We start from the raw sequence: 23,625 nt of genomic DNA on the forward strand, positions 1-23,625 counted from the left end.
TTCATCTCCTTATGGCGCCAATTAAACACAGATAGATTCAGCGCCAGTCAAGGTTAGGGCGCCTACCGTGTGGCTATCGGACCATTTCCGATTTAACAGAACCGAATACAGGTTCGGAAGTGTTTACATCAGAGGAATAAGCATATGAAGAAGTCTGCACTGACTATGGCCATCTCCAGCCTGCTGCTGGCGAGCGGTGCCCATGCTGCTACTGTGTACAACCAGAACGACACCAAGCTGGACATCGGCGGCCGCGCTCAAGGTGCTTACTATGGCACTGACAACAACAGCGCCGAAGGTGACCAGAGCTATTTCCGTCTGCACGTTGCAGGCGAAACCAAAATTGCTCCGGAAATGAAAGCGTTCGGTTTTGCCGAATACAACCTGCCGACTTCCGGTTCTGACAACGATGAACTGCGTTATGCCTACGCCGGTATCAAGCACGACCGCTTCGGTGCCTTCAGCTACGGTCGTCAGGATGGCCTGTTCACCAAAGCCGTTAACAACTACACCGACGTACTGCCCGAGTGGGGCGGTGACGGCCTGGGTAAAAATACCGAAGTATTCGGTACCGGTCGTACCAATGGCCTGGCCCAGTACATCTACACCTATCAGGGTCTGACCCTGGGCGCCCAGTTCACCGGTAACAACGATCCGCAGAACTCCGGCCGCAGCGAAATCAACCAATCCTTCAACGGTAACAACCCGTATGTTGCTGGCACCAACTGGAATAGCACCGGTTCCAAAGAGGGCTTTGCCTTCTCCGCCAACTATGACTTCAACATGGGTCTGAGCCTGGGTGCCGTATACAACCAGGCAGGCAAGACCGACGAGCAGGCTAAATACGCTGCCTTCGGTGGCGAGAAAGATGCCAAGCTGATGGGCTTTGGTGCCAAGTACGCTGCTGATAACCTCTACCTGGCCGCTACCTACTCCCACGGTGAAGATCACCTGTTCGTCAAGAACGGCTACGCCGAGAAGATGGATGGTTACGAAGCCGTTGCCCAGTACACCATCGGCAAGTTCAAGCCTTCTCTGGCCTACCTGCGCACTGACGTGAAAGATGGCGCTCACGGTATCGATGATACCTACACCGAGTACGTATCTATCGGTGCCTGGTACAACTTCACCGACAACTTCAACGCTTACATCGACTACAAACTGAACCTGCTGGATTCCGTAGATGGCAAGTCCGTCAACTCCCTGGGTCAGAACACCGATGACGTTGTTGCTGTAGCCCTGCAGTACAACTTCTAAGTTTTTAGAAGTCAGTTATACCTGTGAAATCAATGTCCACTGTTTGAATTTCTTCCGGCCGCTTGCGGCCGGTTTTTTATTGCGCCTTTTCAGCACCTTGCATATAACTATCGAGCGGAGAGTTGCCAAGTGCCGCTATCTGCATACAAAAAAGGTGCACAGAAGGACATTCACGGATGAAACGACTGTTCTGGAACAAGATCTGGTGGCAGATGTGGTTGATACTGTCGCTGCTGTTGGGAAGTCTCGGTTTTACCGCCCCCGCGCAGGCAAGCTGGGACAAGAGCCTCTACCGTCAGCTCGGCCTCGCCGGCAAACTCGATCAGCAAACCTTTCGCAAAGCGCTCAATAGCTACCAGAGCGTGCGCCATAAAAACAAATCCATTCTGACCATCATCGATTACAGCAAACCATCTACTCTGCGCCGGCTGCTGGTCATCGATATGAAACGCTACAAACTGCTCTACTACACCTGGGTCAGCCACGGTCGCAACTCTGGCGAACTGGCCGCCCATCAGTTCTCCAACCAACCCAACTCGATGAAAAGCTCTCTCGGTGTCTATCGCACCGCCGAAACCTATCTTGGCAAGCATGGCTACTCGCTGCGGCTGGATGGTCTGACTCCGGGTCTGAACAGCAATGCCCGCAAGCGAGCCATCGTGGTGCACGGAGCAGACTATGCCAGCCCGCGCCATCTGCTCAAATATGACAAGCTGGGCAGAAGCTGGGGTTGCCCTGCCCTTCCCCAGGAGCAGGCCAGAGCCATCATAGATACCATCAAGGGGGGGAGCGTGATCTACGCTCACGGATAAAGAAGAGGGCCAGCAATCGCTGACCCTTTCCTTGAACACTTGTTTTTAAATAACCGTACAGCTCGTTTTATTGGCGAACGACCAGCACCGGGCAAGGGGCATGACGTACCACAGATTCGGCAACACTGCCCACCAGCAGGTGGCTGATGCCGGAGCGACCATGGCTCCCCATCACGATGAGATCCGCCTCATCATCATTGGCCTGAATGACAATCTCATCGGCCGCGCGGCCAAAACGGATGTCAAACGTGGCGGGAATCGGCAAGGTAGCCACCAGCTCCTTAAGCTGGGTTCTGGCCTGACGCTCCATCTCGTGAGTAATCTCGACAGCAGTCATGTGCAGGATCTTGTAGCTGTCAAAACCATGCAGTTGATCGACGACGTGAACCAGCTTTAACCGGGCGTCATGGCTTTGCGCCATGAATACTGCATAGTCGAGAACCGCTTTGGACATTTGAGAAAAGTCGACGGGACAAAGCAGTGTCTTGATCGATGGCATAAGCAGTCTCCTCTACTGATTGGGGTGCTATTGAATCTCAACGAGATCATATCAACCCGACTGTAAATAACTCTCGACCCTGTCGCAAAACGAGCATTCAAAGGGATGGTTACCGCGCCTCCCGGAGAGAGCATGGTGTAAAATAAGGTATTAACTTCCCCTTTTTAGCTGCCCTCGAGAGGCCGATTGTGACCATACTGCGTATCGGTTGTCTGTTGGTCTGTTATCTCTGCGCATCTCTCTTCTGCCGCGCAGAATCACTCCACGTCTATTGCGACAACTGGCCCGGTTTCTGTCAAACCGATGGACAAGGGTTCTACCTCGATTTGGTCAACAGCATCTATCAACCCCATGGTTACACCATCGTCCCCCATATTGTTCCCTACAAGCGGGCCCTCGCCATGGTGACCCGCAACAAGGGGGACATGGCACTGGGGGTCTATCAACATGAACTGGGCGATGTGCGTATGCCGGAATACCCAGATTCAGCTGACGATCTCTCTGTCATCATGCTCAAGCAGTGGCAGCCCAAATGGCAGGGGGAGCAGAGTCTGGCTGGCCAGCAGGTGTTATGGCAGCGGGGATGGGCACTGGACAAATACATATCAGTACCCATGAACTGGCATGAAGTGGACAGCTACGAGATAGCCCTCCTGCTGCTCGAGAAGGAGCGCTATCGCTATTACATGACCGTCGGTGTGCTGCACGTCGCCAATCCGCCCCCCACCAGCATGAGCCGCATCTTTTTACGCTGGATCCCCACCTATCCTGTTTTTAGCGACAGCGAGCGAGGGGAAGCACTGCAGCAGCTTTGGGATAGGGAGATGGTCAATCTGATCCGCAGCGGCAAGCTGGCCAATATCTATCGGCGCCATCAGCTTTACGACTATTACCAGGGCTTTATCAAGGAGCAGGAAGCGAAGGCAGGGAAATAAGGTAATGACAGATATAACTATATAAACGTCATGGTCAAGTCTTCAGCATGTTGGCCGATAGAGGGAGGTGCTTATCTATAAAAAAGAGTAAAAACATGCAGATATACATGCCTCCATAGGCCGTGCAGATCCGGCTGCTGGCAGCGATAAATCAGGTGAACCTCAAGGAAAAATCGCACAGCTGCAAGCAAAGGCCGCCAAGATTCAAAAACAGATCAATTCGCTTCTCAAGCCTGATGAAAATGCCCCGAATGACAAAGAGTCCGCCAAATTGCGGCAAGACCAGATAAAGGTTCTGCAGCAACAACTGGCAATGATCATGGTTGAAATTGCTCGCCTGCAGGCTGATAAAGCCAAAGGAGACGAGCCTGCCCCCCAAGAGCAAGGGACACCTGCGGCAACCGATCGCACCACTCTGCCACTGAACAGCACCTTTACCATCAAGGTTTAGCCAGCTACAGCCCAGTCTCAGGGCTTGCCATACCCCTTGGCCAGTCGGTCATAGAGGATCACGTTGACCGATGCGGCCAGATTCATGCAGCCTTGGGTCGGTACATAAACCACATCTTTCACCGCCCCGTAGAGGGCAGGATCGAGCGTGCCATCCTCCGGTCCGAAGATATAAAAAGCGCGCTCCGGATGGATATAGTCGGGGAGCGGTGTAGCGCCATCGATCAGATCGACCACCACGGGAACACTCCCTTCCGGCATGAATTGCAGCAGGTCATCAACCCCGAGCAACGGGATCTTCTCCACCATCTGCTTGGTATCGGTGGCAAAGCGGCGCGCCAGTTCGAAGCGGTTGCCGGTGTAGTAGACCTCATCCACCCCGTAGCAACCCGCAGCTCGCATCACGGCACCGACATTTTCCGGGGATTTGGGATTGACCAGCCCTATGCAGCAGAATGCTCTCTTTTCCATCATCTCTCCTCATCTTGCGGCGGCCATTATAAGCCGTTGCAGGGCCACCGACCCGTTAAAAGTCCCCTCCCAAGATAAACCGCTTGCCAACCCAGCTTTGAATGTCGATTTTTTGTGCGCAAGCCGACAAATTTTGTACAAGTCGATAGCCGGCAAACGTTTCTCAGCAATAATGAACAAACGTTTGCAAATGGATGTTTGTCTATGACTGAGCGTGAACAAGAGATCCTCGCCCTGCTGCGTCAGGATCCCATGATTGCCCAGCAGGAGCTGGCCGATCGCCTCGGTATCAGCCGCTCTGCGCTGGCCAGCCACATCTCCAGCCTGATCCGGCAGGGGTATGTGCAAGGCAGAGGTTATGTACTGCGAGAAGGCCCCTACGTGGTGGTGATCGGCGGTGCCAATATGGATATTTGCGGCACCAGCCACGACAACCTGCTGCTCGGCGACTCCAATCCGGGCAAGGTGCGCACCTCGGCCGGTGGTGTTGGCCGCAATATCGCAGAGAATCTGGCACGGCTCGGCAGCGATACCCGACTGCTGACCGCAGTCGGCAACGACCAGTATGGTCACCATCTATTGGAAGTGAGCCAGCGGGCCGGCGTCGATGTGCGCCAGACTCTGGTGCTCGATGGCCACACCACCTCCTGTTATCTCAGCCTGCATGATGGTAGCGGCGAAATGAGCTGTGCCATCAATGACATGGCCATTATCGAGCAGCTCACTCCTGCCCGCCTGACCCCACTCGGTGGCTTTCTCGGCGGTGCCCGGCTCTGGGTGCTCGACACCAATCTGGCCATCCACACCCTCGACTGGCTGTTCGAGCGGCAAGGTGAGCACGCCATCTTTGTCGATACTGTTTCGGTGGCCAAGGTGGAGAAGATCCGCCCCTGGCTCGGCAAGATCCACACCCTCAAACCCAATCGCAGCGAAGCCGAGCAGCTGTGCGGCATGACCATCGCCGGGCCCGAAACCTGGCCCATGGTGGCCGCCTGGTTCCACCGCGCCGGGGTCAAGCGACTATTCCTCAGTCTGGGTGAACAGGGAATCTTCTACAGCGATGGCGAGCAGCAGGGCCACCTGCCGGTGCTGGGTAGTCCGGTACTCAACGTCACCGGCGGCGGGGATGCCTTTATGGCTGGCCTCGCCCACGCCTGGCTGCAAGAGCTCGACATTGCCCAGACCACCCGCTTTGCCCTGGGCTGCGCCGCCCTCACCGTCAATTGTTCCGATACCGTTTTTTCCGGTCTGAGCAAGACCGCCGTTGACCGCATACTGGAGGAGTACTCATGCTGAACGCTTACCTCGATATCCAACCGGAAGTTGCTGCCGCACTGGCCGCCGGCAAACCGGTGGTCGCCCTCGAATCCACCATCATCTCCCACGGCATGCCCTATCCGCAGAATGTGGAGACGGCCCGTCAGGTTGAACAGGTGGTGCGCGACAACGGTGCCATCCCGGCCACCATCGCCATCCTCGACGGCCGCCTCAAGGTAGGTCTGGATGCCGGTGCGCTGGAAGCGCTGGGCCGGGCTGGCCACAGCGTGACCAAGTGCAGCCGCCGCGACATTCCGTTCGTACTGGCGCGCAAGGGAATGGGAGCCACCACGGTCGCCTCCACCATGATCATCGCTGCCATGGCGGGGATCCGGGTCTTTGCCACCGGTGGCATTGGTGGGGTACATCGCGGCGCGCAGGAGACCTTCGATATCTCGGCCGATCTGCAGGAGCTGGCGCAAACGCCGGTGGCCGTAGTCTGTGCCGGCGCCAAGTCGATCCTCGATATCGGGCTGACACTGGAGTATCTGGAAACACAAGGGGTGCCGGTGATCGGCTATCAAACCGAAGAGTTGCCCGCCTTCTACACCCGCGAGAGCGGCTTCAAGGTTGATTATCGGCTGGAGAGTCCGGCTGCCATCGCCGAGGCGTTGCGCCTCAAGTGGGAGCTGGGACTGGCGGGCGGCGCCGTGGTGGCCAATCCCATCCCGACCGCACACGCCATGCCGAAAGCCGACATCGACGCAGCCATTGCCCGGGCGCTCCATGAAGCGGACGAGCAGGGGATCAAGGGCAAGGCGTCAACCCCCTTCCTGCTGGCACGTGTCTGCGAGCTGACTGGCGGCAACTCGCTGGCGGCCAACATCCAGCTGGTACTGAACAACGCGGCGCTCGGTGCCCGCATCGCCGCCGCACTGTAATCAAGCGCAAATGAAAGGAGGGCCTGTTGGCCCTCCTGCTATCACATGTTTTTAATCTCGTTGCCGATGCCCTTGACGGTATCGCGCGTACCGTGACCTATCTCCTTGGTCACATCACGGGTCGTATGACCAATCTCCCGGGTGACATCACGAGAGGTATGGCCAATCGTTCGACCAACCCCCTTCATCTCGGCACACCCCGTCAGCAGCACACCCGCAATCAGCAGAACGCATTTCATCTGTACTATGCTCATGTCGCGTCTCCCGGCGTGCTCACAGTGGCTTGGCAACCAGCAGGGTATGGCCTGGCCCCGGAATGTCGTGATCCTCCTCGACATGGAACTCGGCCTCGCGCAGACACTGGTACAACTCCTTGGAGTGGTAGAAGCGACTGTTGCCATTGGCCAGACAGGTAAAGTAAAGAGAGGTGGCGTTGAGGCTGAAACTCGCCGCCTCAAACGGCTGCCGATCCCAGAACAGCTCCAGAATGCACAACCTGGCCCCCTCCTTCATGCTGCTTCTGATCCGCCGCAGCATGGCCACAATCTCGTCATGGCTGAAGCAGTCGAGAAACTGGCTCATCCACCAGATGTCCGCCTCACCGGGCAGCGTTTGCTCCGAGAGCAGATTGACCGGATACCCCTGCACCCGCTCGGCAAGCCCCGCGGCCCGGATCTGCTCGCTGGCCATGGCAATCTGCTCGGGCAGATCGAGAATGGTCACCTGCAGTTCGGGACTGCGCCGGGCACACGAGATGGCCCACTTGCCGGTATTGCCCCCCAGATCGTAGAGGTGGCGCGGCTCGTAGCCGAGTACCAGATCCTGCGCCTGCTTGAACGCCCAGTCCGAATAGAAGTGATCGAAACGAAACCAGCTGCTGCGCGCAGGCTCAGGCAGATCCTTGAGATGGGCATAGAGATTTGACCAGTCGCCAAACTCCTTGAGCCCGGCAGGCGTACCGCTTTCGATGGCCTGCTGCAGGTGGGCAAGGGGCTTGTAACAGACATGCTGGACAAAATCCATGTTGACCCGGGTCATGGGGTCGCTCAACAGATAGTGACCCACCTTGTCCAACAGGTAGCACTCCCCGTTGAGGTGGCAGATACCGCCCCCCAGCCCCATGTCGAGCAGTACGCTGACTGCATACTCGGTCAAGCCGGTCGCCTCGGCTATCTGCGCAGCGGTAGCCCCTTGCCGCTCTTTGGCAAGAAACGCCAGAATGCCGAACTCACGCAAGCTCCAGGCTGCCTGAAACAGCATGGGAGCAAAAGCGATCCGCTGGGCCTGACTGATGGCATCCAGTGCGTTATGACGATCCGCCTGATAGTGATTCAAGAGACACCGACCTTACTTGTTGCTGCTGGCGCGATTCAATTCGATTTGAATTGCTTCGTTCAGCCCGGCAATCCAGCGGTTGTAATTGCGGTGGATTTTTCCTTTACCCTTGTCATCCAAATTGACGCTGCTCACATAATTAATAGAGTAATTAACGGTGTTATAAGGAATGCTGATATTGGCCTGATGTTGGCGAACCTGGATATGGCCAGTAATTATCCCTGGCTGCTCTTCACGCATTACCCACTTTTTACTAACACCGGCATTAATAATGGCGCGAGAAACATCCTTTTCACTCAGATTGGCCGGAACCAGACTATTGGTCATATTCATGACCGGCTGGGAAGTGGAGCAACCGGCAACCCACAGCAGTGTTAATGCGCTGATAATAATTTTGAGCATTTTCATTTTTGTAACCCTTTGTAATTGGAACCTGTCAAAGCCGACCCAATGAGACAATAAAATGTGTGTCCTTTCAATAAATAAAGGTGAGGGTGAATACTTTCTTCATACTTGTAACTTGCGTCACTGCTTGCCCCTGTTCTTGATTTGAAATGGTGGTAATATGCACGTCCTATTCAAATCCTTAACTGGAGCTGAACCACTGGTGGAGCCCGTGGTCGAGTCTCCCTGTTAGCATCATCCTGTCAAGGTCGTTTCGTGTACAAGAATTCCTCTTTTTCCATCGTTGAAAGTTGCGCGCTGGCGCCGGGGCTCACCACCCGGGAGCAGTGGCAAGGCTGGGCGAAAGAGGGGATCTGGCCAACGCAATCGCCTCTGGCAACGCCTCACATCCCCATGATGGTGGCACGCCGCATGAGCCAGGGTAGCCGCCTTGCGGTAGAAGTGGCCCTCGATATGATGTCGCGCCATGCCATGGAGGGGGCCGTGTTTGCCAGCCGCCACGGGGAGCTGGATCGCTCCATTGGCCTGCTGACGGCACTGGCACAGGCGCGCAGCCTCTCCCCCACCGATTTCTCCCAGTCAGTGCACAACACCGCAGCCGGGTTGACCTCCATTCAGGGCAAGCAGCCCATCCCCATGAGCTCGCTGGCCGCGGGGAGCGGTACCTTTGCCGCGGCCCTGCAGGAAGCCATCGGCATGCTCGCCGACGGTATGGAACGGGTACTGGTGGTGGCCTTTGAGGGGACGCTGCCGGCATTTAGCCAACCCTGGCTCGGTGATGAACCGCCACCCCATGCGGTGGCGCTGTTGCTGAGCCGGGGCGATGAGTGGCAGGGGAGTGCGCTGGCGACGGACACTGGCGCAACCGGCAAGGGCGATGCACTCGCGTGCTGGCGCGCCTTGCTGGACGGCATGCCACAATTTAGCATCACCGACGGGCGCAGGGAGTGGCTATGGCAGCGCAATTGAACCGGCTCTGGCGCCTGATTGGTACCATGCTGGGATTTACCCTGTTCGGCATTGGCTGCCTGCTGCTGACGCTGGTCTGGTTTCCACTGCTCTGGTTATTTGTACGCGGGGAAACGCGTCGCCACCTTGCCCAAAGCACCATCAGAATAAGTTTTCGTTTTTTCCTCAATGTGCTCAGGCAATTAAGGGTACTGGATTATCGCTTTGACAATATGCCCCAGCAATTGAGCGGCGTATTGGTATTGGCCAACCACCCCAGCCTGCTCGATTATGTATTGCTGGCAGCTTACATGCCGGAGTGCGACTGTATTGTCAAAGAGGCGCTCTGGCATAATCCGTTTGTCGCCGGCATCGTGCGGGCCGCCGGTTATATTCCCAATGCCGCGGCCGAAACATTATTACCGGTATGTTGTGAACGCCTGCAACAAGGTGCGGTACTGTTGGTCTTTCCGGAAGGCACCCGCACGACCCCTGGCGAGCCGCTGCAACTGCAACGCGGCGCAGCCCATCTGGCCGTCCGTTGTCAGGCCAGGCTACAACCGGTTCGCATTCACTGCTCGGCCCCGTTTCTGACCAAACAGCACAAATGGTTCCATGTGCCCGCGCACAAGCCACTCTTTACGGTAGAGTTTCTGCCCCAGTGTCAGGCTCGGGATCTGATGCCGCACGAAGAGGCACCTTCGCTGGCCGCGCGGCATCTCACTCACTATTTCAAACGGGTATTGAGCCCGGCCCAATCCGCCTCTGTATGGACTCAAGATGCAACAAACACTAACTGAAGAAATCAAACAACTGATCATCGACAGCCTCAACCTCGAAGGCATGACGACTGCCGATATCGACACCGACGCCCCGCTCTTCAATGACGGTCTCGGCCTCGACTCCATCGATGCGCTGGAGCTGGGACTGGCGATCAAGGGACGCTACGGCATCGTGCTCTCGGCTGATGACGAGAATACCCGTCGTCACTTTGCCTCTGTTGCAGCCCTGGCTGCTCTCGTCAACCAGCAGCGGGGATAATCGCCATGACCAGAGATGAGATCTTCAACGAAATTCGCCGCGCCCTGGTCGAGCTGTTCGACATCGACCCCGAAGACGTCACCATGGATGCCAAGCTCTATCAACAGCTTGAACTCGACAGCATCGATGCCATCGATCTGGTGGTGCACCTGCAAAAACTGACCGGCAAGAAGATCAAGCCGGAAGAGTTCAAGTCGGTGCGCACCGTCGCCGACGTGGTCGACGCCGTCGAACGCCTGCTCGCCGAGTAATGCGTCGCATCAACCTGCTGGCGGGCGCCTTGCTACTGCTCTATCCCCTGCTGGTCTATCTTGGCCTGTCGCATGGGGAGAGAGGCCTGCTGGCTCTGCTGCTGTTGCCGCTGTTTGCCATTCGCCTGTTTGCCGGCGCAGCCCTGCCGGGAGCTTGGCGCTGGGCGACCCGCTGGCTCGGGGCCGTCGGCCTGTTGCTGATCGGCCTCAACCTCTGGTTTCGCGAGCACGACTGGCTGCTTTACTACCCCATTGCCGTCAACGCGACCCTGCTGGGAGTGTTTGGCTGGAGCCTCACTCAACCTATGACGCTGGTTGAGCGGCTGGCCCGCCTCACCACGCCGGATCTGCCGGAGCGGGGAGTCCGCTACACCCGCAAGGTGACCCGGGTGTGGTGCCTCTTTTTTATCGGTAACGGCCTCTTTTCTGGCTGGACTGTCTGGCACGGCGATCTGACGCTCTGGAGTCTCTACAACGGCCTTGTCAGCTATCTGCTGATGGGCGTGCTGATGGGCGGTGAATGGCTGGTGCGCCAGCGCGTGATGAAACGGGATAGCGCATGACCCTGCTCGATGAACTGCTGCAGGCAGATGGCAACCGCGTCGTCAGCTTCGATGGCCAGCGAGCGTGGACGCTGACACAGCTGCGCCAGAGCGCCGGGCTGCTCGCCCGCCAGCTCACCGCACTGCCGGTGCAGCGCTGGGCTATTTGCACCGGTGACAGCTACCACTTTTGTCAGGCGCTGCTCGCCTGCGCCATGGCTGGGCGAGCCGTGGTGCTGCCCGGCCACCAGCGCCTCGCCGGCTTGCAGGAGCTGCTGGATCAAGATGCCTTCGATGGACTGCTTTGCGATGAACCGCTGCCGCTCCCCTGCGCCGTGCTGCGCATCGATGCCGTTACAGCCTGCGAGCCATTGCCAGCCACGGAAGCAATAGCGACGCTGGCCCCCGAGATCACCCTCTACACCTCGGGTTCAACCGGCCAGCCCAAGGGGATCACCAAACCCTGGGCGCTGCTTGAAGCAGAGGTACGTACCCAGATCGCCCTGTGGCATCAGCACCTTGGGGGAGCGAGGCTCTTCTCCAGCGTCAGCCATCAGCACATCTACGGCCTGCTCTTTCGCATCCTGCTGCCGCTGGCGCTCGGCATTCCGTTTGCCCGCAGCCAGACCGACTATCCGGAGCAATTGGCCAGCCAGAAAGAGCCATGGGTACTGGTCAGCTCGCCCGCCTTCCTGTCGCGGCTCGATCCCGCCCTTGCGGGGAGCGGCTGCCGGCAGATCTTCTCCTCCGGCGGCCCGCTCGCCTATGAAGATGCACGCCAATGCGCGGCGCTGCTCGGCACCTTGCCGGTGGAGATCTACGGCAGCAGCGAGACCGGCGGCATCGGCTGGCGCCAGAGCGCTGCGCCCGATATCCCCTGGACCCCTTTTGCCGGTGTCACTGTCAGCTGTGACGAAGAGCAGACTCTGCTGTTGCGCTCACCCTTTATGGATGAGCCTGAGCCCTGGGTCGGCAGCGATCGCATCACTCTGTGTGATGATGGCGACAAAGGCGCGGCAGGCCGCTTTCACCTGCTTGGCAGGCGCGATCGCATCGTCAAGATCGAGGAGAAACGCATCTCGCTCGACGATGTCGAGCTGCGCATCAAGGGGCTGGAGGGGATACTCGATGCCGCAGTCTTGCCCCTTGAGCAGGGCGGACGTCAGGTGCTTGGCGTCGCACTGGTGCTCAGCCAGCAGGGGATGCAGAGCTTCACCCGCCTTGGCCACGGCGCCTTCTTGCAACAGTTGCGCCGCCAGCTGCGCCCCTGGCTCGAGCCGGTGGCGCTGCCGCGCAGCATCAGACTTTTTCCGGCGCTGCCCCTGACCGGCGCGGGCAAACGCGACGGTGTGGCGCTGCGTCAGGCGTTTGACCAGACGCCACTGCAACAACCCGGAGTACCCACCTGATGGATAGTTCACTGCTGCCCGCCCTGCTGGCACGTCAGGCAACCTCCGATAGCGTGCAGCTGCTGCTGCACCTGAGTGCCGACCTGCCCTGGTTTGCAGGCCATTTTCCCGAGGCGCCCCTGCTGCCCGGGGTCACCCAGCTGCAACTGGCCATTCACTTCGCCCGCGCAGAGAAGCTGCTCACCGGCGAGTTTCAGGGGATGGACCAACTCAAGTTCCAACGCCCGCTGCGCCCGGATGATCACTGCTGGCTGATCTTGCGCGCTCATGGCGACGGCCAGCTGCGCTTTGAATATCGTCTCGGCAGCGCAGAGGATGTCGATACACTGCCGCTCGCCAGCAGCGGACGGGTCAAGCTATCGTGACGCCCTGCATCATCATCCCCTGCTATAACCACGCAGCCCCTCTCGCGGCGGTGCTGCGTGAACTCGCGCAGCTCAACCTCCCCTGCCTGCTGGTCGATGATGGCAGCGAGCCGGCCGCGGCCACCCTGCTCGATCAGCTGGCAGCCGAACACGCCGGCTGGGTCACGTTGCTTCGCCATCCGCACAACCGGGGCAAGGGTGGCGCAGTCAAGACGGCGCTGCTGGCAGCCAGAGCGCGCGGCTTCAGCCACGCCCTGCAGGTCGATGCGGATGGCCAGCACGATCTCTCCCGCCTGCCAGAGCTGCTGGCCGAATCAGAGCGATTCCCGCAGGCGCTCATCTCCGGCGCCCCCGAATACGATGAATCTGTGCCCAAGGGGCGCCTCTACGGCCGCTACCTGACTCACGCCTGGGTCTGGATCGAGACACTCTCCTTCGAGATCAAGGACAGCATGTGCGGCCTTCGCGTCTATCCGGTCGAGGCGAGCTGCGCGCTGCTTGAGCAGTGCACTCTCGGCGAACGGATGGATTTCGACATCGAGATCATGGTGCGCCTGCACTGGCGCGGTGTGGCGGTGCACTTTGTTCCGGTCAAGGTGCACTACCCCGAGAACGGCCTCTCCCATTTCAACCCGCTGCACGATAACCTGCGCATCTCCTGGATGCACACCCGTCTGGTGCTGACCCTGCTGCGCGATGGTGCAGCCAGCCTGTTGCGCGCCCCCGGCCAACTGTTGAAGCGCGGACGGGAACACTGGTCACGCACCCCGGAGCGCGGCACCCTGCTCGGCATTCGCACCATGCTCTGGAGCTACCGGCTGCTTGGCCGTCCCGGCTTCAAGGCCCTGCTGCTGCCGGTCATCAGCTACTTCTGGCTGACCGGTCGCAGCCAGCGCGAGGCCTCCCGTGACTATCTGACCCGCCTCACCGCCCGCGCCGCCGAGCTCAACCAACCGTTGCCCGAACCGGTGGGCAGCCTGCGCCACTTCCTGCGCTTTGGCGAGGCGGCGCTCGACAAACTGGCCGCCTGGCGCGGCGACATAGGCCTCGACGACATCGAGCTGGTGAACCCGCACCATTACGAGGCGGCTCGCGGCAAGGGAGCCCTCATCATCGGCTCCCATCTGGGCAATCTGGAGCTGTGCCGCGCCCTTGGCAGCAAGGCGCAAGGGGTTCGCATCACGGCGCTGGTCTTTACCCGCCACGCAGCCCGCTTCAACGCCCTGTTGCAGGAGGTGAACCCCGACTCCGGCCTCAATCTGGTGCAGGTGCAGGAGCTGGGGGCCGATACCGCCATCATGCTCAAATCGCGCATCGAGGAAGGGGAGTGGGTGGTGATCGTCGGCGATCGCACCTCTGTCACCAAAGAGAAACGGGTAGTCTGGGCCGATTTTCTCGGTGCCAAGGCCCCCTTCCCGCTCGGCCCGTTTGCGCTGTCGGCCATCCTCGGCTGCCCCACCTACCTGATGTTCGGGCTGCGGGAGCAGGGGCGCTTTCGGGTGCACTTCGAGCCGTTCGCCGACGGCTCGCCCCTGCCGCGGGCCGGGCGCCAGCAGCAACTCGAGGCCCGGGTACAGCACTACGCCAACCGGCTGGAACACCACTGCCTGCGTGCGCCGCTGGAGTGGTTCAACTTTTTCGACTTTTGGCATCTGACCGATGAGCAGGACTGATCAAGGCATGCACGAGATCCATTTCGGGGCCCGCCCCCTCACCATCGAAGAGGTCGTCGCGCTGGCCGAGCGTCGCGCCACGCCACACCTCAACCCGGCCCCCGAGTTCCGGGCCCGTATCCAACGCGGCGCCGACTATCTTGACCGGCTGCTCGCCGAGGAAGGGGTGATCTACGGGGTCACCACGGGCTATGGCGACTCGGTCACCCGGGCAGTGCCGCTCGATCTGGTCGATACCCTGCCCCTGCATCTGACCCGCTTTCACGGCTGCGGTATGGGCGAGAACCTGAGTCTGGCCGCGACCCGCGCCGTGCTGGCTACCCGCCTCAACTCGCTGGCACAGGGGGTCTCCGGCGTCAGCCTGCCCCTGCTCGAGCGGCTTACCTGGCTACTGGAGCAAGACCTGTTGCCGCGCATTCCCGAAGAGGGTTCGGTCGGTGCCAGCGGCGATCTCACTCCGCTCTCCTACGTGGCGGCAGCGCTGATCGGCGAGCGAGAACTCTACCGCAACGGGGAGCTGACCAGCGCGGCCGAGCTCTATCGCGAGCTCGGCATCACACCGCTCCAGCTGCGTCCGAAAGAGGGACTGGCACTGATGAACGGCACCTCGGTGATGACGGCGCTCGCCTGCCTCGCCTATGCCCGCTGTGAATACCTGATGCGGCTCTGCACCCGAATCACCGCGCTGGTGAGCGTGGCGATGGAGGGCAACGCCTTCCACTTTGACGAGCGCCTGTTTGCCGCCAAGCCCCACCCGGGCCAGCAGCAGATCGCCGCCTGGCTGCGCGCCGATCTGCAGAGCGGCGAGCTGCCGCACCACAGCAACCGGCTGCAGGATCGCTACTCCCTGCGCTGCGCGCCCCACGTCATCGGCGTGGTGGCCGACAGCCTGCCCTGGTGGCGCACGCTTATCGAAAACGAGCTCAACAGCGCCAACGACAACCCCCTCATCGACGGTGACGGGGAGCATGTGATGCACGGCGGTCACTTCTACGGCGGCCATATCGCCATGGCGATGGACAGCATGAAGGTGGCGGTGGCCAATCTGGCCGATCTGCTCGACCGTCAGCTGGCCCAGCTGGTCGACAGCAAGTTCAATCAGGGGCTGCCGAGCAACCTCTCCGGCGCAAGCGACGAGCGCCGCTTTATCAACCACGGCTTCAAGGCGGTGCAAATTGGCGCCTCGGCCTGGACGGCGGAAGCGCTCAAGCACACCATGCCCGCCAGCGTCTTTTCGCGCTCGACCGAGTGCCACAATCAGGACAAGGTGAGCATGGGCACCATCGCCGCCCGCGATGCGCTGCGGGTGCTGACCCTGACCGAACAGGTGGCCAGCGCCAGCCTGCTGGCGGCGGTGCAGGGAGTCGAGCTGCGCCTTGCCCTGCAGTGCAATGACCAGACCACCCTCAGTCCGGCGCTCGCTGCCACTGTCGAGGCGGTACGCCGCGATCACCCCTTCCTCTGCGAAGACCGCCCGCTGGAGGCCGAGCTGCGCGCCATGATGGCCCGCCTGCAGGCACGTCACTACCCGATTTATGACGAGGTGTCCCATGTCTGAGCCCTGGCAGCTGAGTGCCGAGGTCGATGTCACCGTCCCCTTCCACGACGTCGACATGATGGCCGTTGCCTGGCACGGCCACTACCTGCGCTACATCGAGCTGGCCCGCTGTGCCCTGCTCGATCGCATCGACTACAACTACCCGCAGATGGAGGCCTCCGGCTATCTGTGGCCGGTCATCGATGTGCGGATGAAGTACATAGCCCCGCTGCGCTTTGGCCAGACGGTGCGGGTGCGCGCCACCCTGGTCGAGTACCAGCATCGCCTCAAGATCGATTACCTTCTCTATGACCCGCAGAGTGGCAAACGCACCAGCAAGGGGTACACGGTGCAGGTGGCGGTCAGCAAGCAGAGCGGCGAGATGTGCCTCGCCTCACCGCAGGTGCTGCTCGACAAGCTGGGGATGAGCGAATGATGGCCCGTCTCACCCTGCTGCTGGCTCTGCTCTCCTGGCCAACGCTGGGAATCACGCTGGCCGATGTGCAGCAACAGCTCACGGCGGCCGATGCCCGCAGCGCCCGTTTCGAGCAGGAGCGCCAGATAAGCGGCCTCACTCAGGCGCTGCGCTCCAGCGGTGAGCTGCTGCTGGTGAAGGGCAAGGGGCTCTGGTGGCAGCAGCAGAAACCCTTTCCCCTGACGCTGACCCTCACCCCGACGCGCATGGTGCAGCAGCTGCCCGGTCAACCGGCCCAGACCCTCGACAGCCCGCAGCTGCTGGAGTTCAGCAACCTGATGCTGGCCCTGTTCGACCCGAGCGAAGCGGCGCTGGATAACTACTTTCGCCACAAACTCGCCAGCGAGGGGGAAGAGTGGACCCTGACCCTCGAGCCCATCCGCTCGCCCCTCGACAAGGTCTTCGCCAGTCTGGTGCTCAAGGGGCGTCACGAGCTCGCCTCGCTCGCCATCCATGACAAACAGGGGGATGTCACCCTGATCCGCTTTGTTGACTGGCAGCTTAAAAACCTGCCCCTGAGTGCCGAGGAGCAATCCCGTTTTGATGCTCACTGAGAAACAGTGGCGCCTGCTGGGGCGATTGTGGCTGCTGCTCTGCGTGGCGGTCTGCCTTGCCCTGGCGCTGGCCCTGCCCCGCGCCCGCTTCAATACCAGCGTGATGGATCTGCTGCCCAAGGAGGAGCACCAGCAGTGGCATCCGGAAATCCGGGCCGGACTGCTCGCCAACCTCGACCGGCAGCTAGTGTGGCTGGTGAGCCTGCCCGCCGGCGAAAATGGTGAAGCTGCCGCGACCGCATGGAGCAAGCAGCTGGCCGCCATCGACTCACTGGAACATCTGAAGGCGGCCCAGCCGTCTCTCGCCGGCGCCTGGCAGAGCTACATGCGACAGATGGCGTGGCAACACCTCACGCCGAGCGCGCGGGCACGGCTGGCCAGTGGCCCCGAGGGGTGGAGCCAGTGGGTGCTGGGGCAGATCTACTCCCCCTTCGGCGGCGTCTCGCGCGCCGAGTGGCAGGCCGATCCCCTGCTGCTGACCCGCGCTGCGGTGCTGGAGCAGAAGAGTCCGATGCAGCTGGACGAAAAAGGCTGGCTCAGCAGCACCGGGCCGGATGGCCGCCGCTGGTATATGGTACGGGCCGAACTCAACCTCTCCGCTTTCGACATGGCGCGCAACCGCCAACTGCTCACCGAGCTGGCAGCCGCCGAGCAGCAGTTGCGCCAGCACTATCCGGGCGTCGAACTGCTGCGCCGCGGCACCCTCTTCTACAGCCAGCACGCCAGTTCGCTCGCCGAGCAGGATATCTCGACCATCGGGCTGGGCTCTCTTATCGGGGTCATTGTGCTCATCTGGCTGGCATTTCGCTCGGTGCGCGCCCTGCTGCTCTCCCTGCTGCCGCTGACGATGGGGATGCTGTGGGGGCTAGGCGCCGTACTGCTGGTGTTTGGCGAGATCCACGTCTTCACCCTGGTGATCAGCTCAAGCCTCATCGGCATCTCCATCGACTATGCCATCCACTTCCTGAGCGAGCGGCGCCTGCATGGTCACGAGACACCGGCGCAGACCCGCGCCCACCTGCTGCCGGGGCTGAGTCTGGCACTGCTCACCACCCTGATCGGCTATGCCCTGCTCTGGCTCGCCCCCTTCCCGGGGCTGCAACAGCTCGCCATCTGCGCGCTGGCAGGCTTGCTGGCCGCCTTCCTGACCGTGCTGCTGCTCTTCCCCTACTGGCTGGGCGACCTGCCGCAGGGGGCTTTGCCCATCCGCCACTGGCAGGTGCGCTGGATTGAGGCCTGGCAGCGCCCGGGCGGCCTGCGCCGCTGGCTGCCGCTACTGGTGCTGGTGATCAGCGCCATCGGCATCAGCCGCCTCGTGGTGGATGACGATATCCAGAAGCTGCAACCCCTGCCCCACGAGCTGCAGGCGCAGGAGCGCCAGATCCAGCAACTGACCGGCCAGCAGGGAGGCATGACCGGCTATCTGGTGGTAGGCCGCGATGGCGAGCAGGCCCTCACCCGTCTAGAGAGGCTGGCTGACCAGCTTGAGCTGGCCCGCCAGCACAAGGTGCTCGACCAGTTTGTCGCCATCAGCCAGTGGATCCCCTCGAGGGCTCGTCAGCAGGCAGATCATCAGGCCATCATGGCGCTGCAACCGGGCGTCATTTCCGCCCTCAAGGCAGCCGGTGTGCCGGTGGAGGCCAGCGCTCGTCCCCTGGATCTGCTGACCCCCGAGGCGTGGCTAACCAGCCCGGTCAGCGAAGGGAGCCGCCTGCTCTGGTACGCCCTGCCCGATGGCCGGGTCGGCATCTGGGTGCCGCTGGCCGGCATTCACGATGCCGCCGCGCTGGCCCGTCTGGCTGACGAGCATGACGGGGTGATCTGGCAGGATCAGCGCAGCCAGTGGAGCCAGCTCTTTGCCGATTACCGCCTCAAGCTCGCCGAGCTGCTGCTGGTCGCAGTGGTGCTGGTGATGGGGCTGCTCTGGCATCGCATCGGCTGGCGCCTGACCCTGCGCATCCTGCTGGTCAACGGGCTGGCCATCGCCATGGGGCTGGCGCTGCTTGGCTTCAGTGGCCAGCCGCTCACCCTCTTTGGCGTGCTGGCGCTGAGCCTTATCTTCGGCATCGGCATCGATTACGGGCTCTTCTTCGCCCACTGCGGCAGCGAGCCTGCCCGCCAGCAATCGACCCTGCTCGCCATCCTGCTGGCCCACCTCACTACCCTGCTGGCCTTCGGCCTGCTGGCGCTCAGCAACACCCCGGCCATCGCCGGTTTCGGAATTGTGCTGAGCGGCGGGATCTTCACCGCGTTTCTGTTATCCCCCATGGTGCTGGCCCCGCGGCCAGCTGCGGAGTCATGATGAGATACTGGTACTTGCTGCTGGTGCTGCTGAGCGGTTGCAGCAGCCAGCAGGGGATAGAGGCGTTTATCGCCCCGGGCGTTCCCCTCTCGCTGCCGGCGCCCCAGCGCGCCGAACCGCTAAACCGCCAACAACTGCTGATCGCCAGCGTCAAGGGTAAGCAGTATCAGCTGCTCACCGCACTGGAGGCCGGCCAGCAGGGCATCACCCTGGTCGGGCTGATGCCGACCGGTGCGCGCCTGTTCAAGGTGCAGTACGACCAGAGCGGCATTCACAGCGAGCGGCTGCTCCCCCTGCCCGGTAACGCCCTGCCCCCGCCGGCTCAGGTACTGGCCGACGTGATGCTCTGCTACTGGCCGCTGGCCGAGTGGCAATCCCGTCTGCCGGCGGGCTGGCAGCTGGTCGATGAGGGGGATGTTCGCCGCCTCACCGACCCTGCCGGCGTACTGGTCACCGAAATCCGCTATCAGCACTGGCAAGGCCAGCGCGAGCCGGTCAGCCTGACACAGCACCGCTTTGGCTACCGCCTGCAACTGGAGAATCTGGCGCAATGACCCTCTACATTCACGCCTACAGCCTCATCAACGCCCTCGGCCGTGGCAAGGATGAGGTGAGTGCCGCCCTCGAGGCGTGGCGCATCCGTGGCGCCAGCCCGCTCGATGGCGAACACTGGACGCTGGTCGATGGCCGCACCTCGCCGGTGGGTCGGGTGCGCCATCCGTTGCCAGCGGTGACGATCACCACTTACGACTCGCGCAACAACCGGTTGCTGCTCGCGGCGCTGGCCGATATCGAAGACGAAGTGAACGCCGCTATCGCCCGCGTCGGATCGCAGCGGGTGGCGCTGGTGCTCGGCACCAGCACCTCCGGCATCGGCGAGGCCGAGGCCGCCGTTGCGGCGAGCGAGCGTGGCGAGGCGCTGCCACCGCAGTTTGACTACGTACAGCAGGAGCTCGGCTCACCCTCGCTGTTTCTCGCCGCTCACCTTGGTCTTGAGGGGCCGGCGATGACCATTTCGACCGCCTGTTCCTCGAGCGCTCGCGCCTTCATTACCGCCCGCCGCCTGCTGGCCAGCGGTCAGGCCGATGTGGCGCTGGTCGGTGGGGCCGACTCCCTGTGCGGCCTCACCCTCAACGGCTTTGACAGTCTGGAGTCCTTGAGCGAACAGCGCTGCCAGCCGTTTGCCGCCGGGCGCGATGGCATCAACATCGGCGAAGGGGCGGCCCTGTTTCTGGTGAGCCTGGAGCCCGCTCCGCTAGCCCTGCTGGGGGATGGAGAGTCATCGGATGCCTGGCATATCTCGGCGCCGCACCCGCAAGGGGAAGGTGCCGAGCGGGCGATGCGGATGGCGCTGACCCGCGCCGGCCTTGAGGCTGAACGGATCGGTTACGTCAATGCCCACGGCACCGCCACCCGCCTCAACGACGAGATGGAGAGCCGCGCGCTGGCGCGCCTCTTCCCGAACAAGGTACCGGTCAGCTCGACCAAGGTGCTGACCGGCCACACCCTCGGGGCTGCCGGTGCGACCGAAGCGGCGCTCTGCTGCCTGCTGATCGAGCGGGGCCTGCCGCTGCCACCGCAGGGTGAAACGGCCGATCCGGCGCTAGCCCCCATCTCTCTTGTGCAGAAGCAGGGGCCGGTCGATATCATCATGTCCAACTCGTTTGCCTTTGGTGGCAACAACGTCAGCCTGATTTTTGGCAAAGAGGCATCATGACTTTTCCTCCCATAGAACAACTGCTTCCCCATCGCGCGCCAATGCTGCTGCTCGAGCGCGTCACAGCGCACGACGAGCAGAGTGTCTGCTGCGAAACGGTGGTGGGAGCACGGCAGGGGCTGCTGCTCGATGACAACGGCGATCTGCCCGGCTGGTGCGGTATCGAACTGATGGCGCAAACCATCGCCGCCTGGGCAGGTATGCAGGCACACAGCCACCATGAGCCGGTGCGGATCGGCATGCTGCTCGGCACCCGCAAATACCAGAGCGAGCTGCCCGTCTTTGCCTCCGGCAGCCTGCTGCGCATCGAGGCCCACTGCCTGCTGCAGGATGGCGGGATGGCCAGCTTTGAATGCAGCATCTGGCTTGGGGATCGCGAGTGCGCCAGAGCCCGCCTGAGCACCTATCAGCCCACCGAGGCACAACTGACAGATTTACTGGAGCAGAAACAATGAATTCGACCGTACTGGTTAGCGGCGCCAGCAAGGGAATTGGCCGCGCCATCGCCCTCAAGCTTGCGGCCGACGGTTTCACCGTAGTCGTCCACTACCACAGCGACCTGCAGGGGGCGCAGGCGACCCTCGACGAGATCACCGCCCTAGGCGGCAACGGGCGCCTCATCCAGTTTGATATCGGCGATCGCGAGCTGTGCCGCGCACGCCTTGAAGCCGACATCGAGCAGCACGGCGCTTACTACGGCGTAGTCTGCAATGCCGGCATCGTGCGTGACGGCGCCTTCCCGGCACTCACCGACGACGAGTGGGATGATGTCATCCACACCAACCTCGACGGTTTCTACAACCTGCTCAAACCCTGCATCATGCCGATGATCGGACTGCGCCGCGGCGGGCGCATCGTCACCCTCTCCTCGGTCTCCGGCATCATGGGTAACCGCGGTCAGGTCAACTACAGCGCCTCCAAGGCCGGCCTTATCGGTGCCACCAAAGCGCTGGCGCTGGAGCTCGCCAAACGGCGGATCACGGTCAACTGCGTGGCCCCCGGCCTTATCGACACCGGCATGGTCAGCCCGGAAGTGGAGGGAGAAGCGCTCAAGATGATCCCTCTCAAACGCATGGGACAGGCAGAGGAGGTAGCCGGTCTGGTCTCCTACCTGATGTCCGATATCGCCGGCTATGTCACCCGGCAAGTAATTTCCATCAACGGAGGCCTGATATGAATCGACGGGTCGTAGTCACCGGCATGGCCGGTGTGACCGCCTTTGGCAACGACTGGGCCAGCGTCAAACCGCGCCTGCAGGCAGGGCGCAACGCCGTGGTCACCATGCACGAGTGGGGGGTCTATGACGGGCTCAACACCCGGCTAGCCGCACCGATCAGCGACTTTGCCCTGCCGGCCCACTATCCGCGCAAGAAGATCCGCGCCATGGGGCGAGTCTCCGAGATGTCGACCGTGGCCTCCGAGCTCGCGCTGGAGCAGGCGAAGTTGCTGAACGAAGCTGTGCTGAGCGATGGCCGCACCGGTATCGCCTATGGCTCCTCCACCGGCAGCACGGCACCCATCAGCGCCTTTGGCGCCATGCTCAACGACAAGACCACCGCCAACATCACCGCCACCACCTATGTGCAGATGATGCCGCACACGACAGCGGTCAACACCGGCCTCTTCTTCGGCCTGCGAGGCCGGGTCATCCCGACATCCAGCGCCTGCACCTCCGGCAGCCAGGGGATCGGCTACGCCTACGAGGCGATCCGCCACGGCTACCAGACCGTGATGGTGGCTGGTGGCGCGGAGGAGCTCTGCCCCTCCGAGGCGGTGGTGTTCGATACCCTGTTTGCCACCAGTCAGCTCAACGACACCCCCGAGCTCACCCCGCGCCCGTTTGACCGGGATCGCGACGGACTGGTGATCGGCGAAGGGGCTGCCACTCTGGTGCTCGAAGAGCTGGACCACGCCCTCGCCCGCGGTGCCCACATCATCGCCGAGCTGGTCGGCTTTGCCACCAACTGCGATGCGGCCCATGTCACCCAGCCCCAGAGCCAGACCATGCAGCTCTGCATGCAGATGGCGCTGGATCAGGCCGGGCTGCGCCCCGAGCAGATTGGCTATATCAGTGCTCACGGCACCGCCACCGAGCGGGGCGATATCGCCGAGAGCCAGGCGACCGCCGCCATCTTCGGTGACCAGACCCCCATCTCCTCGCTCAAGAGCTACTTCGGCCATACCCTCGGTGCCTGTGGCGCCATCGAAGCCTGGCTGTCGCTTGAGATGCTGCACGATGGCTGGTTTGCTCCGACCCTCAATCTGGCCAACCCGGATCCTGCCTGCGAGCCCCTCGACCACATCACGGGTCAGGGACGCCAGCTGGAGATCGAGTATCTGATGTCCAACAACTTCGCCTTCGGCGGCATCAACACCTCACTCATCTTCCGCCGCTGGCACGATGAAACAAAATAAGTGACATCACAGCAAGCAACGAAAAAGGGGCCGA

At 61.6% G+C, this 23,625-nt stretch carries 28 protein-coding genes; 23 read left to right on the plus strand and 5 right to left on the minus strand.

All coding sequences use genetic code 11. The annotated features are described in order from the left end of the window. Window positions 1–144 precede the first annotated feature (144 nt). Together BS300_RS19060 and BS300_RS19065 are read left to right on the plus strand one after the other, a co-directional pair. Window positions 145–1,257 carry a porin gene (locus tag BS300_RS19060; RefSeq protein WP_041210524.1) on the plus strand — a complete coding sequence of 371 codons (1,113 nt, stop codon included), beginning with the start codon at window positions 145–147 and terminating at the stop codon, window positions 1,255–1,257. Window positions 1,258–1,433: 176 nt separating this feature from the next. Further along, a complete protein-coding gene (locus BS300_RS19065) occupies window positions 1,434–2,069 on the plus strand; it encodes a murein L,D-transpeptidase catalytic domain family protein (RefSeq protein WP_033114598.1) in 636 nt (211 codons plus the stop codon). 67 nt (window positions 2,070–2,136) lie between these two features. On the opposite strand, the gene BS300_RS19070 is transcribed toward BS300_RS19065, so the two are convergent. After that, a complete protein-coding gene (locus tag BS300_RS19070; RefSeq protein ID WP_033114597.1) occupies window positions 2,137–2,568 on the minus strand; it encodes a universal stress protein in 432 nt (143 codons plus the stop codon). Window positions 2,569–2,762: 194 nt separating this feature from the next. On the opposite strand from BS300_RS19070, the gene BS300_RS19075 reads away from it, so the two are divergent. Both BS300_RS19075 and BS300_RS19080 read left to right on the plus strand, forming a co-directional pair. Next, a complete protein-coding gene (locus BS300_RS19075; RefSeq protein WP_071914696.1) occupies window positions 2,763–3,503 on the plus strand; it encodes a hypothetical protein in 741 nt (246 codons plus the stop codon). Window positions 3,504–3,618: 115 nt separating this feature from the next. Continuing rightward, complete coding sequence (locus tag BS300_RS19080) at window positions 3,619–3,954, plus strand: FlxA-like family protein (RefSeq protein ID WP_275655001.1); 336 nt, start codon at window positions 3,619–3,621, stop codon at window positions 3,952–3,954. A gap of 17 nt (window positions 3,955–3,971) precedes the next feature. Here the strand turns inward: BS300_RS19080 and BS300_RS19085 are convergent, their stop codons facing one another. Next, window positions 3,972–4,424, minus strand: coding sequence for an RNA methyltransferase (locus BS300_RS19085; protein ID WP_071914654.1), 453 nt, complete (start codon window positions 4,422–4,424; stop codon window positions 3,972–3,974). A gap of 204 nt (window positions 4,425–4,628) precedes the next feature. Between BS300_RS19085 and BS300_RS19090 the strand changes: the two genes are divergently transcribed. Beyond that, entirely contained in the window at window positions 4,629–5,720 is a 1,092-nt protein-coding gene (locus tag BS300_RS19090; protein WP_043850319.1) for a PfkB family carbohydrate kinase, read from the plus strand. Further along, window positions 5,714–6,622, plus strand: a complete 909-nt coding sequence (locus BS300_RS19095) for a pseudouridine-5'-phosphate glycosidase (protein WP_005335313.1) — start codon at window positions 5,714–5,716, stop codon at window positions 6,620–6,622. The genes BS300_RS19090 and BS300_RS19095 overlap by 7 nt, the downstream gene beginning before the upstream one ends. Before the next feature lie 41 nt (window positions 6,623–6,663). Here the strand turns inward: BS300_RS19095 and BS300_RS19100 are convergent, their stop codons facing one another. Genes BS300_RS19100 through BS300_RS19110 form a run of 3 tightly spaced genes read right to left on the minus strand, consistent with a single transcriptional unit; the run spans window position 6,664 to window position 8,365 of the window. Beyond that, window positions 6,664–6,876, minus strand: coding sequence for a hypothetical protein (locus BS300_RS19100; RefSeq protein ID WP_143241854.1), 213 nt, complete (start codon window positions 6,874–6,876; stop codon window positions 6,664–6,666). A 19-nt stretch (window positions 6,877–6,895) separates the two neighbouring features. Further along, window positions 6,896–7,957: a methyltransferase gene (locus BS300_RS19105; RefSeq protein WP_043850317.1), complete on the minus strand. Its 1,062-nt coding sequence runs from the start codon at window positions 7,955–7,957 to the stop codon at window positions 6,896–6,898. A 12-nt stretch (window positions 7,958–7,969) separates the two neighbouring features. Beyond that, window positions 7,970–8,365, minus strand: a complete 396-nt coding sequence (locus tag BS300_RS19110; protein ID WP_041210563.1) for a hypothetical protein — start codon at window positions 8,363–8,365, stop codon at window positions 7,970–7,972. Between the two features lie 252 nt (window positions 8,366–8,617). Between BS300_RS19110 and BS300_RS19115 the strand changes: the two genes are divergently transcribed. The 17 genes from BS300_RS19115 to BS300_RS19195 are packed head-to-tail and all read left to right on the plus strand — an operon-like array spanning window position 8,618 to window position 23,591. Next, a complete protein-coding gene (locus BS300_RS19115; RefSeq protein ID WP_071914656.1) occupies window positions 8,618–9,331 on the plus strand; it encodes a beta-ketoacyl synthase chain length factor in 714 nt (237 codons plus the stop codon). Next, a complete protein-coding gene (locus BS300_RS19120; protein ID WP_071914658.1) occupies window positions 9,316–10,110 on the plus strand; it encodes a lysophospholipid acyltransferase family protein in 795 nt (264 codons plus the stop codon). The genes BS300_RS19115 and BS300_RS19120 overlap by 16 nt, the downstream gene beginning before the upstream one ends. Further along, entirely contained in the window at window positions 10,091–10,351 is a 261-nt protein-coding gene (locus tag BS300_RS19125; RefSeq protein ID WP_033114590.1) for a phosphopantetheine-binding protein, read from the plus strand. Before BS300_RS19120 ends, BS300_RS19125 begins: the two co-directional genes overlap by 20 nt. Before the next feature lie 5 nt (window positions 10,352–10,356). Continuing rightward, the gene (locus BS300_RS19130; RefSeq protein ID WP_071914660.1) at window positions 10,357–10,602 is read left to right on the plus strand and encodes an acyl carrier protein; all 246 of its coding nucleotides are present in this window, start codon (window positions 10,357–10,359) and stop codon (window positions 10,600–10,602) included. After that, complete coding sequence (locus BS300_RS19135) at window positions 10,602–11,165, plus strand: hypothetical protein (RefSeq protein WP_071914662.1); 564 nt, start codon at window positions 10,602–10,604, stop codon at window positions 11,163–11,165. Before BS300_RS19130 ends, BS300_RS19135 begins: the two co-directional genes overlap by 1 nt. Next, window positions 11,162–12,553, plus strand: a complete 1,392-nt coding sequence (locus BS300_RS19140; RefSeq protein WP_071914664.1) for an AMP-binding protein — start codon at window positions 11,162–11,164, stop codon at window positions 12,551–12,553. The genes BS300_RS19135 and BS300_RS19140 overlap by 4 nt, the downstream gene beginning before the upstream one ends. After that, complete coding sequence (locus BS300_RS19145) at window positions 12,553–12,918, plus strand: hypothetical protein (RefSeq protein WP_071914666.1); 366 nt, start codon at window positions 12,553–12,555, stop codon at window positions 12,916–12,918. Before BS300_RS19140 ends, BS300_RS19145 begins: the two co-directional genes overlap by 1 nt. After that, window positions 12,915–14,591: a glycosyltransferase family 2 protein gene (locus BS300_RS19150; RefSeq protein WP_071914668.1), complete on the plus strand. Its 1,677-nt coding sequence runs from the start codon at window positions 12,915–12,917 to the stop codon at window positions 14,589–14,591. The genes BS300_RS19145 and BS300_RS19150 overlap by 4 nt, the downstream gene beginning before the upstream one ends. Continuing rightward, a complete protein-coding gene (locus tag BS300_RS19155; RefSeq protein WP_071914670.1) occupies window positions 14,578–16,149 on the plus strand; it encodes an aromatic amino acid ammonia-lyase in 1,572 nt (523 codons plus the stop codon). The genes BS300_RS19150 and BS300_RS19155 overlap by 14 nt, the downstream gene beginning before the upstream one ends. Beyond that, window positions 16,127–16,564, plus strand: coding sequence for an acyl-CoA thioesterase (locus BS300_RS19160; RefSeq protein ID WP_071914672.1), 438 nt, complete (start codon window positions 16,127–16,129; stop codon window positions 16,562–16,564). The genes BS300_RS19155 and BS300_RS19160 overlap by 23 nt, the downstream gene beginning before the upstream one ends. Then, window positions 16,564–17,157 (plus strand): outer membrane lipoprotein carrier protein LolA, encoded by a 594-nt coding sequence (locus BS300_RS19165; RefSeq protein ID WP_071914674.1) that lies wholly within the window; start codon window positions 16,564–16,566, stop codon window positions 17,155–17,157. Before BS300_RS19160 ends, BS300_RS19165 begins: the two co-directional genes overlap by 1 nt. Next, entirely contained in the window at window positions 17,147–19,459 is a 2,313-nt protein-coding gene (locus BS300_RS19170) for an MMPL family transporter (protein WP_071914676.1), read from the plus strand. The genes BS300_RS19165 and BS300_RS19170 overlap by 11 nt, the downstream gene beginning before the upstream one ends. Then, the gene (locus BS300_RS19175) at window positions 19,459–20,013 is read left to right on the plus strand and encodes a DUF3261 domain-containing protein (RefSeq protein WP_143241855.1); all 555 of its coding nucleotides are present in this window, start codon (window positions 19,459–19,461) and stop codon (window positions 20,011–20,013) included. The genes BS300_RS19170 and BS300_RS19175 overlap by 1 nt, the downstream gene beginning before the upstream one ends. Continuing rightward, on the plus strand, window positions 20,010–21,176 hold the full coding sequence (locus BS300_RS19180) for a beta-ketoacyl-[acyl-carrier-protein] synthase family protein (RefSeq protein ID WP_071914680.1): 1,167 nt from the start codon (window positions 20,010–20,012) through the stop codon (window positions 21,174–21,176). Before BS300_RS19175 ends, BS300_RS19180 begins: the two co-directional genes overlap by 4 nt. Beyond that, complete coding sequence (locus BS300_RS19185) at window positions 21,173–21,631, plus strand: hotdog family protein (RefSeq protein WP_071914682.1); 459 nt, start codon at window positions 21,173–21,175, stop codon at window positions 21,629–21,631. Before BS300_RS19180 ends, BS300_RS19185 begins: the two co-directional genes overlap by 4 nt. Beyond that, a complete protein-coding gene (locus tag BS300_RS19190) occupies window positions 21,628–22,353 on the plus strand; it encodes a 3-ketoacyl-ACP reductase FabG2 (protein ID WP_071914684.1) in 726 nt (241 codons plus the stop codon). Before BS300_RS19185 ends, BS300_RS19190 begins: the two co-directional genes overlap by 4 nt. Further along, window positions 22,350–23,591: a beta-ketoacyl-ACP synthase gene (locus BS300_RS19195; RefSeq protein WP_071914686.1), complete on the plus strand. Its 1,242-nt coding sequence runs from the start codon at window positions 22,350–22,352 to the stop codon at window positions 23,589–23,591. The genes BS300_RS19190 and BS300_RS19195 overlap by 4 nt, the downstream gene beginning before the upstream one ends. Window positions 23,592–23,625: the final 34 nt, after the last annotated feature.

The sequence above is a fragment of the Aeromonas sp. SCS5 genome (assembly GCF_001887375.1).
In the GTDB taxonomy this organism is placed as follows: Bacteria; Pseudomonadota; Gammaproteobacteria; order Enterobacterales; family Aeromonadaceae; genus Aeromonas; species Aeromonas jandaei.

Bases quoted from the DNA above. Each gene is read 5' to 3' on its own strand.
- BS300_RS19060 (WP_041210524.1), top strand. From the start codon at position 145: ATGAAGAAGTCTGCACTGACTATGGCCATCTCCAGCCTGCTGCTGGCG.
- BS300_RS19065 (WP_033114598.1), top strand. From the start codon at position 1,434: ATGAAACGACTGTTCTGGAACAAGATCTGGTGGCAGATGTGGTTGATA.
- BS300_RS19070 (WP_033114597.1), bottom strand. From the start codon at position 2,568: ATGCCATCGATCAAGACACTGCTTTGTCCCGTCGACTTTTCTCAAATG.
- BS300_RS19085 (WP_071914654.1), bottom strand. From the start codon at position 4,424: ATGGAAAAGAGAGCATTCTGCTGCATAGGGCTGGTCAATCCCAAATCC.
- BS300_RS19090 (WP_043850319.1), top strand. From the start codon at position 4,629: ATGACTGAGCGTGAACAAGAGATCCTCGCCCTGCTGCGTCAGGATCCC.
- BS300_RS19095 (WP_005335313.1), top strand. From the start codon at position 5,714: ATGCTGAACGCTTACCTCGATATCCAACCGGAAGTTGCTGCCGCACTG.
- BS300_RS19100 (WP_143241854.1), bottom strand. From the start codon at position 6,876: ATGAGCATAGTACAGATGAAATGCGTTCTGCTGATTGCGGGTGTGCTG.
- BS300_RS19110 (WP_041210563.1), bottom strand. From the start codon at position 8,365: ATGAAAATGCTCAAAATTATTATCAGCGCATTAACACTGCTGTGGGTT.
- BS300_RS19120 (WP_071914658.1), top strand. From the start codon at position 9,316: ATGGCAGCGCAATTGAACCGGCTCTGGCGCCTGATTGGTACCATGCTG.
- BS300_RS19125 (WP_033114590.1), top strand. From the start codon at position 10,091: ATGCAACAAACACTAACTGAAGAAATCAAACAACTGATCATCGACAGC.
- BS300_RS19130 (WP_071914660.1), top strand. From the start codon at position 10,357: ATGACCAGAGATGAGATCTTCAACGAAATTCGCCGCGCCCTGGTCGAG.
- BS300_RS19135 (WP_071914662.1), top strand. From the start codon at position 10,602: ATGCGTCGCATCAACCTGCTGGCGGGCGCCTTGCTACTGCTCTATCCC.
- BS300_RS19140 (WP_071914664.1), top strand. From the start codon at position 11,162: ATGACCCTGCTCGATGAACTGCTGCAGGCAGATGGCAACCGCGTCGTC.
- BS300_RS19145 (WP_071914666.1), top strand. From the start codon at position 12,553: ATGGATAGTTCACTGCTGCCCGCCCTGCTGGCACGTCAGGCAACCTCC.
- BS300_RS19155 (WP_071914670.1), top strand. From the start codon at position 14,578: ATGAGCAGGACTGATCAAGGCATGCACGAGATCCATTTCGGGGCCCGC.
- BS300_RS19160 (WP_071914672.1), top strand. From the start codon at position 16,127: ATGACGAGGTGTCCCATGTCTGAGCCCTGGCAGCTGAGTGCCGAGGTC.
- BS300_RS19165 (WP_071914674.1), top strand. From the start codon at position 16,564: ATGGCCCGTCTCACCCTGCTGCTGGCTCTGCTCTCCTGGCCAACGCTG.
- BS300_RS19170 (WP_071914676.1), top strand. From the start codon at position 17,147: ATGCTCACTGAGAAACAGTGGCGCCTGCTGGGGCGATTGTGGCTGCTG.
- BS300_RS19175 (WP_143241855.1), top strand. From the start codon at position 19,459: ATGAGATACTGGTACTTGCTGCTGGTGCTGCTGAGCGGTTGCAGCAGC.
- BS300_RS19180 (WP_071914680.1), top strand. From the start codon at position 20,010: ATGACCCTCTACATTCACGCCTACAGCCTCATCAACGCCCTCGGCCGT.
- BS300_RS19185 (WP_071914682.1), top strand. From the start codon at position 21,173: ATGACTTTTCCTCCCATAGAACAACTGCTTCCCCATCGCGCGCCAATG.
- BS300_RS19190 (WP_071914684.1), top strand. From the start codon at position 21,628: ATGAATTCGACCGTACTGGTTAGCGGCGCCAGCAAGGGAATTGGCCGC.
- BS300_RS19195 (WP_071914686.1), top strand. From the start codon at position 22,350: ATGAATCGACGGGTCGTAGTCACCGGCATGGCCGGTGTGACCGCCTTT.